General features: G+C 68.1%; 11 protein-coding genes. 8 read left to right on the forward strand and 3 right to left on the reverse strand.

All coding sequences use genetic code 11. The features are described from left to right. Positions 1 to 107: 107 nt before the first annotated feature. Positions 108 to 446 (reverse strand): DUF397 domain-containing protein, encoded by a 339-nt coding sequence (locus tag ACIBKX_RS29815; RefSeq protein WP_363273469.1) that lies wholly within the window; start codon positions 444 to 446, stop codon positions 108 to 110. Between the two features lie 332 nt (positions 447 to 778). On the opposite strand from ACIBKX_RS29815, the gene rpsO reads away from it, so the two are divergent. The 5 genes from rpsO (at position 779) to ACIBKX_RS29840 (ending at position 6,383) form a co-directional block, all read left to right on the forward strand. Then, positions 779 to 1,066 (forward strand): 30S ribosomal protein S15, encoded by a 288-nt coding sequence (gene rpsO / locus ACIBKX_RS29820; protein ID WP_363273468.1) that lies wholly within the window; start codon positions 779 to 781, stop codon positions 1,064 to 1,066. 453 nt (positions 1,067 to 1,519) lie between these two features. After that, complete coding sequence (locus tag ACIBKX_RS29825) at positions 1,520 to 3,736, forward strand: polyribonucleotide nucleotidyltransferase (RefSeq protein ID WP_363273466.1); 2,217 nt, start codon at positions 1,520 to 1,522, stop codon at positions 3,734 to 3,736. Next, the gene (locus ACIBKX_RS29830; RefSeq protein ID WP_363273465.1) at positions 3,733 to 5,112 is read left to right on the forward strand and encodes a pitrilysin family protein; all 1,380 of its coding nucleotides are present in this window, start codon (positions 3,733 to 3,735) and stop codon (positions 5,110 to 5,112) included. Before ACIBKX_RS29825 ends, ACIBKX_RS29830 begins: the two co-directional genes overlap by 4 nt. Positions 5,113 to 5,160: 48 nt before the next feature. Further along, a complete protein-coding gene (gene dapB, locus ACIBKX_RS29835; protein ID WP_363273464.1) occupies positions 5,161 to 5,913 on the forward strand; it encodes a 4-hydroxy-tetrahydrodipicolinate reductase in 753 nt (250 codons plus the stop codon). Positions 5,914 to 5,930: 17 nt separating this feature from the next. Then, positions 5,931 to 6,383, forward strand: a complete 453-nt coding sequence (locus tag ACIBKX_RS29840) for a hypothetical protein (RefSeq protein WP_363273463.1) — start codon at positions 5,931 to 5,933, stop codon at positions 6,381 to 6,383. A gap of 3 nt (positions 6,384 to 6,386) precedes the next feature. Here the strand turns inward: ACIBKX_RS29840 and ACIBKX_RS29845 are convergent, their stop codons facing one another. Beyond that, a complete protein-coding gene (locus tag ACIBKX_RS29845) occupies positions 6,387 to 6,947 on the reverse strand; it encodes a hypothetical protein (protein ID WP_363273462.1) in 561 nt (186 codons plus the stop codon). Between the two features lie 153 nt (positions 6,948 to 7,100). Next, positions 7,101 to 7,340 (reverse strand): hypothetical protein, encoded by a 240-nt coding sequence (locus ACIBKX_RS29850; RefSeq protein WP_363273461.1) that lies wholly within the window; start codon positions 7,338 to 7,340, stop codon positions 7,101 to 7,103. Positions 7,341 to 7,564: 224 nt separating this feature from the next. Here ACIBKX_RS29850 and thyX point away from each other — a divergent pair, with 224 nt between their 5' ends. The 3 genes from thyX (at position 7,565) to ACIBKX_RS29865 (ending at position 11,225) form a co-directional block, all read left to right on the forward strand. After that, positions 7,565 to 8,305: an FAD-dependent thymidylate synthase gene (gene thyX, locus ACIBKX_RS29855; RefSeq protein WP_363273460.1), complete on the forward strand. Its 741-nt coding sequence runs from the start codon at positions 7,565 to 7,567 to the stop codon at positions 8,303 to 8,305. A 198-nt stretch (positions 8,306 to 8,503) separates the two neighbouring features. Next, positions 8,504 to 9,403, forward strand: coding sequence for a 4-hydroxy-tetrahydrodipicolinate synthase (gene dapA / locus ACIBKX_RS29860; protein ID WP_363273459.1), 900 nt, complete (start codon positions 8,504 to 8,506; stop codon positions 9,401 to 9,403). Between the two features lie 136 nt (positions 9,404 to 9,539). After that, on the forward strand, positions 9,540 to 11,225 hold the full coding sequence (locus ACIBKX_RS29865; protein ID WP_363273457.1) for a ribonuclease J: 1,686 nt from the start codon (positions 9,540 to 9,542) through the stop codon (positions 11,223 to 11,225). Positions 11,226 to 11,517: the final 292 nt, after the last annotated feature.

Raw genomic sequence — 11,517 nt, forward strand, 5'->3', positions numbered from 1 at the left:
ACCCACGTACTTACGTACGCGCGCCCACACCCGCGCGCGTACGTACTAAAAGGCCATCACGATCCGCAAGGGCACCCCGCAGGGCTGACCCGCATGGCCGGACTCGATCAGCCGACGTCAAGCCCGCCATTGTGCGGTGCGGGCTCCAGGTCGAATTCCCCGTCCCGCGCCCCGAGCACGAAGGCCTGCCACTCCGCCTCCGTGTACCGCAGCACGGTCTCCGGTTCGAGTGACGACCGCATGGCCACGGCGCCGGCCGGCAGATAGGCGATCTCGACCCGCTCCTCGTGCGCCTCGGTACCCGGTGCGCTGTGCCATTCGACGCCGGAGATGTCGAGAGCGTAGAGCTCGTTCTTCTCCCGCTCCTTGCGCACCGCGACGTCCTCATCGCGAGCCGTGACGTCCTCGCCCTGCGCCTGGGTGCTCTTGCCCTCTGCCTCCGTCATGGTGCGACGGCCCCTTCCCGACTTCCCGACGTGCGAACGACCTGTCCGCTCACCTTACTGAGCGACCGCGGCCGTGTGGCAGGTATCGGATCGCGCTCACTCCGGGGTGGAGAATGAGGTAGGGCCCACGTGCAAGGCCCAGGGGTGCGGCGGCGCCGGACCCGCACCCTGGTACCCTGTGTGACGGCCGTATGTGTACGCGCCCCCGGACCCCCTCCCCCGGAGGACCTGGAGGCAGCGCCCAGCGGACCTCGCCTCCCGAGTTACGGAAGCTCCCCTGAGACTGAGACCAGGGGCACTCGGTGGCCACGAAAAGACTACGAGGAGTAAACGTGTCGCTCGACGCCGCTACGAAGAAGCAGATCATGACCGAGTTCGGCCAGAAGGAGGGCGACACCGGCTCCCCCGAGGTCCAGGTCGCCATGCTCTCCCGCCGCATCTCGGACCTGACCGAGCACCTCAAGACCCACAAGCACGACCACCACTCCCGTCGTGGTCTGCTGATCCTGGTCGGCCAGCGCCGCCGCCTGCTGCAGTACCTGGCCAAGAAGGACATCCAGCGTTTCCGTACGCTGGTGGACCGCCTGGGCATCCGTCGCGGTGCGGCCGGCGCCAAGTAAGTCACCGTGAAGGGAGCGGTTCCCACGCAAGAGGGGGCCGCTCCCTTTGCTGTATGCAAGCGCGCCGCGCAGGAAGTGCGCGCGCTCTACATGCGAAGTGTCAGCGGCCCTTTGTAGTCTGGTCGCACAACGGCATACACAACGACATGCATAACGGCATACACAGACAGCAGTCTGTAGTCGTACGCACACTCATAGCCGAACCGGGCAGAATCGGACTGCACGGTTCGGTGACGTAACGGCGTCGCACGGAGCGACGAGACGACGTCACACCGAACGAGGAGAAGCGCACCTCGAGGAACGCCTCCGCCGGTCCTCGGTAGTGGCCCCCGGGTACAGACCCGGGTGCTTCGATCGAAGACCGGCCCGCACCAGCAGGAGCGCTTCTCCGACACCGTCCCCGTGCCACACGGGCCAGGGGACGAAAGACGACAAGTATCGGAGAAAACGCTAGTGGAGAACGAGACCCACTACGCCGAGGCCGTCATCGACAACGGCACCTTCGGCACCCGCACCATCCGCTTCGAGACGGGCCGCCTGGCCAAGCAGGCCGCCGGCTCCGCCGTCGCGTACCTGGACGACGACACCATGGTGCTGTCGGCCACCACCGCTTCCAAGCGGCCCAAGGACAATCTCGACTTCTTCCCCCTGACGGTGGACGTCGAGGAGCGGCAGTACGCCGCCGGCAAGATCCCCGGTTCGTTCTTCCGCCGCGAGGGCCGTCCCTCCGAGGACGCGATCCTGACCTGCCGCCTGATCGACCGCCCGCTGCGTCCTTCCTTCAAGAAGGGCCTGCGCAACGAGATCCAGATCGTCGAGACGATCATGGCGCTCAACCCCGACCACCTGTACGACGTGGTCGCGATCAACGCCGCCTCCTGCTCCACGCAGCTGGCCGGCCTGCCCTTCTCCGGCCCGATCGGCGGCACGCGTGTCGCGCTGATCAAGGGCCAGTGGGTCGCCTTCCCGACGCACACCGAGCTCGAGGACGCCGTCTTCGACATGGTCGTCGCCGGTCGCGTCCTGGAGGACGGCGACGTCGCGATCATGATGGTCGAGGCCGAGGCCACCGAGAAGACCATCCAGCTCGTCAAGGACGGCGCCGAGGCCCCGACCGAAGAGGTCGTCGCCGCCGGTCTTGAGGCTGCGAAGCCCTTCATCAAGGTCCTCTGCAAGGCCCAGTCGGACCTCGCCGCCAAGGCCGCCAAGCCCACCGGCGAGTTCCCGGTCTTCCTGGACTACGAGGACGACGTCCTGGAGGCGCTCACCGCCGCCGTGAAGTCGGAGCTCGCCCAGGCGCTGACCATCGCGGGCAAGCAGGAGCGCGAGGCCGAGCTGGACCGCGTCAAGGAGATCGCCGCCGAGAAGCTGCTCCCGCAGTTCGAGGGCCGCGAGAAGGAGATCTCCGGTGCGTACCGCGCGCTGACCAAGAAGCTGGTCCGCGAGCGCATCATCAAGGACAAGGTCCGCATCGACGGCCGTGGCGTGACGGACATCCGTACGCTCGCCGCCGAGGTCGAGGCCATCCCGCGCGTGCACGGCTCGGCGCTGTTCGAGCGCGGCGAGACCCAGATCCTGGGTGTCACCACGCTGAACATGCTCCGCATGGAGCAGCAGCTCGACACGCTGTCCCCGGTGACGCGCAAGCGCTACATGCACAACTACAACTTCCCGCCCTACTCGGTCGGCGAGACGGGCCGTGTCGGTTCGCCCAAGCGCCGCGAGATCGGCCACGGCGCGCTCGCCGAGCGCGCGATTGTGCCGGTCCTGCCGACGCGCGAGGAGTTCCCGTACGCGATCCGTCAGGTCTCCGAGGCCCTCGGTTCCAACGGCTCGACGTCCATGGGCTCGGTCTGCGCCTCGACGATGTCGCTGCTGAACGCCGGTGTGCCGCTGAAGGCCGCCGTCGCCGGTATCGCCATGGGGCTCATCTCCCAGGAGATCGACGGCCAGACGCACTACGTCGCCCTCACCGACATCCTCGGTGCGGAGGACGCGTTCGGTGACATGGACTTCAAGGTCGCCGGTACGAAGCAGTTCGTCACCGCGCTCCAGCTCGACACCAAGCTCGACGGCATCCCCGCCTCGGTCCTGGCCGCCGCGCTGAAGCAGGCCCGTGACGCGCGTCTGCACATCCTCGACGTGATGAACGAGGCGATCGACGTTCCGGACGAGATGTCCCCGAACGCGCCGCGCATCATCACCGTCAAGATCCCGGTGGACAAGATCGGTGAGGTCATCGGCCCGAAGGGCAAGATGATCAACCAGATCCAGGAGGACACCGGCGCCGACATCACGATCGAGGACGACGGCACCATCTACATCGGTGCCGCCGACGGCCCGGCCGCCGAGGCCGCCCGCGCCACGATCAACGGCATCGCCAACCCGACCATGCCGGAGGTCGGCGAGCGCTACCTGGGCACGGTCGTCAAGACGACCACCTTCGGTGCGTTCGTGTCCCTGCTCCCGGGCAAGGACGGTCTGCTGCACATCTCGCAGATCCGCAAGCTCGCCGGCGGCAAGCGCGTGGAGAACGTCGAGGACGTCCTCGGTGTGGGCCAGAAGGTCCAGGTCGAGATCGCCGAGATCGACTCCCGCGGCAAGCTCTCCCTCATCCCCGTCATCGAGGGCGAAGAGGGCGACGACAAGAAGGACGACACCGACAAGTGACGTCGCGTAGCACCACGACGACGGCCCGCCCCTCTTCGGAGGGGCGGGCCGTCGCCCGTACCCAAACCCTCCTCAAGGGCAAGGACGGCATCGGCACGGTCCGCCGTACGACGCTTCCCGGCGGCCTCCGTGTCGTCACGGAGACCCTGCCCTCCGTACGTTCCGCGACCTTCGGGATCTGGGCGAACGTCGGTTCGCGCGACGAGACCCCGTCGCTGAACGGCGCCACGCACTACTTGGAACACCTGCTCTTCAAGGGCACCAAGAAGCGCAGCGCCCTAGACATCTCGGCCGCGCTCGACGCGGTCGGCGGCGAGATGAACGCCTTCACGGCGAAGGAGTACACGTGCTACTACGCGCGCGTGCTCGACACCGACCTGCCGCTGGCCATCGACGTCGTCTGCGACATGCTCACGGGCTCCCTGATCCTCCAGGAGGACGTCGACGCCGAGCGCGGCGTCATCCTCGAAGAGATCGCGATGACCGAGGACGACCCGGGCGACTGCGTGCACGACCTGTTCGCGCACACGATGCTCGGCGACACCCCGCTCGGCCGCCCGGTGCTCGGCACCGAGGAGACGATCAACGCCCTCACCGCCGACCGGATCCGCCGCTTCTACAAGAAGCACTACGACCCGACGCGCCTGGTGGTCGCCGCCGCGGGCAACATCGACCACAACAAGGTCGTACGCCAGGTCCGTGCCGCCTTCGAGAAGGCGGGCGCCCTCAAGAACACCGACGCCACGCCGATGATCCCGCGCCAGGGCTCCCGTTCCCTGCGCACGGCGGGCCGCGTCGAGGTCATCAACCGCAAGACCGAGCAGGCCCACGTCATCCTCGGCATGCCGGGCCTGGCCCGCACCGACGAGCGCCGCTGGGCCCTCGGCGTCCTGAACACCGCGCTCGGCGGCGGCATGTCGTCCCGCCTCTTCCAGGAGGTGCGGGAGAAGCGCGGCCTGGCCTACAGCGTGTACTCGTACACGTCGGGCTTCGCCGACACCGGCCTCTTCGGCGTGTACGCGGGCTGCCGCCCGAGCCAGGTGCACGACGTACTGAAGATCTGCCGCGACGAGCTCGACCAGGTCGCGGAGCACGGACTGAGCGACGACGAGATCGGCCGTGCCATCGGCCAGCTCGCGGGCTCCACCGTCCTCGGTCTCGAGGACACCGGCGCGCTGATGAACCGCATCGGCAAGAGCGAGCTGTGCTGGGGCGAGCAGATGTCGGTCGACGACATGCTGGCCAAGATCTCGGCGGTCACCCCGGACGAGGTGCGGGAGGTCGCGCGCGACGTCCTCGGCCACCGTCCGTCGCTGTCGGCGATCGGCCCGCTGAAGGACAAGCAGGCCGCCCGCCTGCACGAAGCGGTCTCCTAGGTCTCCTAAATCGCTTAACTCCCTTAACTCCCTTAAGGAATCAGGCACATGAGCAAGTTGCGCGTGGCGGTCATCGGGGCCAAGGGCCGGATCGGCTCCGAGGCCGTCCGGGTCGTCGAGGCCGCCGAGGACCTCGAACTGGTCGCCGCACTCGGCCGGGGCGACAAGCTGGACACGCTGGTGGAGTCCGGTGCCCAGGTCGCGGTCGAACTGACCAACCCCGACGCGGTGATGGCGAACCTGGACTTCTGTGTACGCCACGGAATCCACTCCGTGGTCGGTACGACGGGCTGGAACGACGACCGTCTCGCGCAGCTGGAGACCTGGCTGGCGGCGTCGCCGAAGACCGGTGTCCTGATCGCCCCGAACTTCTCCATCGGCGCGGTCCTCACCATGAAGTTCGCGCAGATCGCGGCGCCGTACTTCGAGTCCGTCGAGGTCGTCGAGCTGCACCACCCGAACAAGGCGGACGCCCCCAGCGGCACCGCCCAGCGCACCGCCCAGCTCATCGCCGCGGCCCGTCGCGAGGCGGGCAGCGCCCCGCAGCCGGACGCCACGACGACTGCCCTGGACGGCGCGCGCGGCGCGGACGTCGACGGGGTTCCGGTGCACTCGGTGCGGCTGCGCGGCCTCCTGGCGCACCAGGAGGTGCTGCTCGGCGGCGAGGGCGAGACGCTGACGATCCGGCACGACTCGCTGCACCACAGCAGCTTCATGCCGGGCATCCTGCTCGGCGTACGCCGTGTGGTGAGCACTCCGGGCCTCACGTTCGGCCTGGAACACTTCCTGGACCTCGGCTGACCCGGGAAAAGAACCCCATGCGAGCGAAGATCACTTACGCCGTCACGGCTGCCGTCCTGGTCGTCTACTTCGTCCTGGTCGGCAGCCGCGGCGTGCTCCTGATACAGCACGGCACCGCGCTCACCGTCACCTTCGGTGTCGCGGTGCTGATCCTGCCGTTCATCGGCATCTGGTTCCTCTGGAAGAACACCGAGTTCGTCCGGCGCGCCAACCGTCTCGCCGCGGAGCTGGAGGCCGAAGGCGGCCTCCCCGTGGACGAGTTGAAGCGCACGCCGGGTGGTCGCATCGACCGCGACTCGGCGGACGAGGTGTTCGCCCGGCGCAAGGCCGAGACGGAGGACGCTCCGGACGACTGGCGCTGCTGGTTCCGCCTCGCCGTCGCCTATCACGACGCGCGGGACACCCCGCGGGCACGCAAGGCGATGCAGCGCGCGATCGCGCTGCACGCGGGCAAGCCGGTCAACGTCTGAGGTTCAGGCCGTGGGCCGGTACTCGTCGGCCCACACCTCGATGGAGTCCGCCGCCCGGTCGAAGGCCTCGCGCCGGGCCAGGAAGTCGGCGTTCCGGTCGGTGAGCAACGGCGGCTGCCCGTCGGCCTGCTGATCCCGTCGTACGAGGATCAGGGCCTGCCCCTGAACGGTGCGGGGCAGCCCGAGCCACCGCACCGGCTGCTGGGCCGTCCGCACCGTCACGACCTGGGCCCACGGCACGGTCTGCGTCGTCAGGAAGGCCACGCGGCGCAGCCCGTGCGCGCTCACCCAGGTGCCCATCCGAAGCAGCCGCAGCGCGCTCACGATGATGAGCGCCGCGAGGCCCGCGCAGATCCCGGCGCCCGCGAGGGAGTCCGCGAACGCGATGATCACGGCGGCGACCAGGACGTACGAGGCGAGCAGCAGAAGCAGCGCCGCCGCCCCCACCCGCCACGGTCCCGGCCGGTAGGGACGGCGCCAGTGGTCGCGGTCGTCGAACGGCAGCGCGGCGTCGTCCGCTGCCTCGTCAAAGGCGCGGTCCGCCGTCAGGAAGGGCAGGGGCACGACTGATCCTCACTCAATCCACGCATGGGCTGTGCCCGGTGAGGCTACCGAGCCGCGGTGCCGCCAGCCACCCTTGGGGGTCCAAGGGGGTACCTCCCACGCCATTAGGGCGTGGGGGCGAGTCAGGGGGGCGCCGACGCCCGTCAGCGGCCGTCAGCGGCCGTCGGAGGCTTCGGACTGCTGGTTCTGCGCCGGTGACTGATCGGGCGACAAGGCGGGCATGCCGAACAGCATGGAGCCCACAAGACCGGCGACCACGACGAGCCCGACCAGGGTGCGGCCCACGACCTGACTGGCCGTCGCGCGCTCGCGGGGCGGGGGAGTGACATTGCTGCGGAACTTGTCGGCTTCGGCGATGAAGGCGAACGGGACGGGCTCGCGCCGACGGAACATGGGGTGCGCTTCTCCTCACACGGATCGCACGCGGACCACACTCGGATCACACGCGCATCGAACGTGACTCTGTTGACTAGACAGACGCTCGAATCGCCCAAAAGGTGCCCTGTTTCGGCAAATTAGTCGAAGAATGTCGTAGCGGGTCACCGAAGGGCCGATTGTCAGTGCCGGGCCATAGAGTGGGCGCCGCCCGAGTGATGCACATGGAAGGACGCCCGCCAGTGAGCGAGACCCCCACCGAAGACCTCAAGCCCAGCTTCCGCAGCGAGGTCACCGTCGAGCTGGTGAAGCACGCCGCGACCGACTCCGACGTCCTGTGGGCCGCCCGGGTCTCCACCGCCGGCGAGCAGTCCCTGGAGGAGCTCCAGAAGGACCCGGAGCGCTCCAAGGGCCTGATCAACTATCTGATGCGGGACCGCCACGGCAGCCCCTTCGAGCACAACTCGATGACGTTCTTCATCAGCGCCCCGATCTTCGTCTTCCGCGAGTTCATGCGGCACCGCGTGGGCTGGTCGTACAACGAGGAATCGGGCCGCTACAGGGAGCTCCAGCCGACGTTCTACGTCCCGGACGCCTCCCGCAAGCTGGTCCAGGAGGGCCGCCCCGGGAAGTACGTCTTCGTGGAGGGCACCGACGCCCAGCTGGAGCTCACGGGCCGCGTCATGGAGGACTCCTACCGCCAGGCGTACGAGGCCTACCAGGAGATGCTCGCCGCCGGCGTCGCCCGCGAGGTCGCCCGCGCGGTGCTCCCCGTCGGCCTCTTCTCCTCGATGTACGCGACGTGCAACGCGCGTTCGCTGATGCACTTCCTCGGCCTGCGCACGCAGCACGAGCTCGCCAAGGTCCCGTCCTTCCCGCAGCGGGAGATCGAGATGGTCGGCGAGAAGATGGAGGAGGAGTGGGCGAAGCTCATGCCCCTCACCCACGCGGCGTTCAACAAGAACGGGCGTGTGGCTCCGTAAGGCGCTGAGGCACTGATGTACGGATGAGCTGAGTGAGGTGTCCGTATTGCGGCATTTCGAGAAGTTCATCTAGCCTGATCAAACGGACCCGGCACTGCTTGAACCCCCGAGCAGGCAGTGCCGGGCTCCTCACTTGTCAGGTCCGCACACATCCCCCGAGGGGGGACCACGCGCTGAGCAGCGAGTAGCGTGTTACCCATGGCTCCGACCTCCACTCCGCAGACCCCCTTCGGGAGGGTCCTCACCGCCATGGTCACGCCCTTTACGGCGGACGGCGCTCTTGACCTCGACGGCGCGCAGCAGCTCGCCGCCCACCTGGTGGACGCAGGCAATGACGGCCTGGTCATCAACGGCACCACCGGTGAGTCCCCGACCACCAGCAACGCGGAGAAAGCCGAGCTCGTCCGAGCCGTAGTGGAGGCCGTCGGCGACCGCGCCCACATCGTCGCGGGCGTCGGCACGAACGACACGCGCCACAGCATCGAGCTCGCCCGCGACGCCGAGCGCGTCGGCGCGGACGGCCTCCTCACGGTGACGCCGTACTACAACAAGCCGCCGCAGGAGGGCCTGCTCCGGCACTTCACCGCGATCGCGGACAGCACCGAGCTGCCGGTCATGCTCTACGACATCCCCGGCCGCAGCGGCGTACCGATCAACACCGAGACGATCGTCCGCCTCGCCGAGCACCCCCGGATCGTCGCCAACAAGGACGCCAAGGGCGACCTCGGCCGCGCCAGCTGGGCCATCGCCCGCTCGGGCCTGGCCTGGTACTCCGGCGACGACATGCTCAACCTCCCGCTGCTCTCGGTCGGAGCCTGCGGCTTCGTCTCCGTCGTCAGCCACGTCGTCACCCCGGAACTGCGCGCGATGATCGACGCGTACTCCACGGGTGACGTACAGAAGGCCACCGAGATCCACCAGAAGCTGCTCCCGGTCTTCACGGGCATGTTCCGTACGCAGGGTGTGATCACGACGAAGGCGGCGCTCGCCCTCCAAGGCCGCCCCGCCGGCCCGCTGCGGCTGCCGCTGGTCGAGCTCTCACCCGACGAGACCGCCCAGCTCAAGATCGATCTCGCCGCCGGCGGGGTACAGCTCTAACCACAGACTTCACAACTGAATACGTGAAACACGCGGGCACTCAGCGCCTGCACCCACACAGACAACTGCTACTGCACGAACGTCACGCGCGCCACGTGCCCTAGAGGTACGTGGCGTGTGTGGTGAGGAGAGTCTTTTGAGTCATCCGCATCCTGAACTCGGCGCCCCGCCGAAGCTCCCGAAGGGCGGCCTGCGGGTCACCCCGCTCGGCGGCCTCGGCGAGATCGGCCGCAACATGACCGTCTTCGAGTACGGCGGCCGCCTGCTGATCGTCGACTGCGGAGTGCTCTTCCCCGAGGAGGAGCAGCCCGGAATCGACCTGATCCTGCCGGACTTCACGTCCATCAGGGACCGCCTCGACGACATCGACGGCATCGTGCTCACGCACGGCCACGAGGACCACATCGGCGGTGTCCCGTACCTTCTCCGCGAGAAGCCGGACATCCCGCTGATCGGCTCCAAGCTGACCCTCGCGCTCATCGAGGCGAAGCTCCAGGAGCACCGCATCCGTCCGTACACGCTGGAGGTCGCCGAGGGCGACCGCGAGCGCCTCGGCCCGTTCGACTGCGAGTTCATCGCGGTCAACCACTCCATCCCGGACGCCCTGGCCGTCGCCGTCCGCACCCCCGCGGGCATGGTCGTCGCCACCGGCGACTTCAAGATGGACCAGCTCCCGATGGACGGCCGCCTCACCGACCTGCACGCGTTCGCCCGGCTGAGCGAGGAGGGCATCGACCTCCTCCTCTCCGACTCGACGAACGCCGAGGTCCCGGGATTCGTCCCGCCGGAGCGCGACATCTCGAACGTGATCCGGGGCGTCTTCGCCGGCGCCCAGAAGCGGATCATCGTCGCGAGCTTCGCCAGCCACGTCCACCGCATCCAGCAGATCCTGGACGCGGCCCACGAGTACGGCCGCAGGGTCGCCTTCGTCGGCCGCTCGATGGTCCGCAACATGGGCATCGCCCGTGACCTGGGCTATCTGAAGGTGCCGCCGGGCCTGGTGGTCGACGTCAAGACGCTCGACGACCTCCCCGACAACGAGGTCGTACTCGTCTGCACGGGCTCGCAGGGCGAGCCGATGGCCGCCCTCTCCCGGATGGCCAACCGCGACCACCAGATCCGCATCGTCCAGGGCGACACGGTGATCCTGGCGTCGTCGCTGATCCCCGGCAACGAGAACGCGGTTTACCGCGTGATCAACGGCCTGACCCGTTGGGGCGCCAACGTCGTCCACAAGGGCAACGCGAAGGTGCACGTCTCCGGCCACGCCTCGGCCGGCGAGCTGCTGTACTTCTACAACATCTGCAAGCCCAAGAACCTGATGCCGGTCCACGGCGAATGGCGCCACCTGCGCGCCAACGCCGAGCTCGGCGCCCTCACCGGCGTCCCGCACGACCGCATCGTGATCGCCGAGGACGGCGTGGTCGTCGACCTCGTCGAGGGCAAGGCGAAGATCGTCGGCAAGGTCCAGGCGGGGTACGTGTACGTGGACGGCCTCTCGGTCGGCGACGTCACCGAGTCCTCCCTCAAGGACCGCCGCATCCTCGGCGACGAGGGCATCATCTCGGTCTTCGTGGTGGTGGACTCCAGCACCGGCAAGATCACGGGTGGCCCGCACGTCCAGGCCCGTGGGTCCGGCATCGAGGATTCCGCGTTCAACGCGGTGATCCCGAGGATCCAGGAGGTCCTGGAGAAGTCGGCACAGGACGGCGTCGTGGAGCCCCACCAGCTGCAGCAACTCATCCGTCGTACGTTGGGCAAGTGGGTGTCGGACAACTACCGCCGACGCCCGATGATCTTGCCCGTGGTCGTCGAGGTCTGATCTGACGCAGCGTGAACTCCGGAGCGGGGCGCCTCGATTTGCATCGGGGCGCCCCGCTCCAGTACGTTTACGTCTCCGCCTGAACGGGAAGCCCCCGGCGCTCACGCGCTCGGAGCAGTACCGAACGGGGCGGGAAATTCCGACTCAGAATCTCTGATAAAGTCGGAACCGCCGGAAAGGGAAACGCGAAGGCCGAAAGGCTGGTGCGGGAACCGGAAAGGCACCGAGGAAATCGGACACGAAAGAGTCTGATAGAGTCGGAAACGCAAGAACAGCAAGAACAAAATGAAAC

Origin of the sequence: Streptomyces sp. NPDC050658 (genome assembly GCF_044457025.1) — a bacterium.
Taxonomy (GTDB): domain Bacteria; phylum Actinomycetota; class Actinomycetes; order Streptomycetales; family Streptomycetaceae; genus Streptomyces.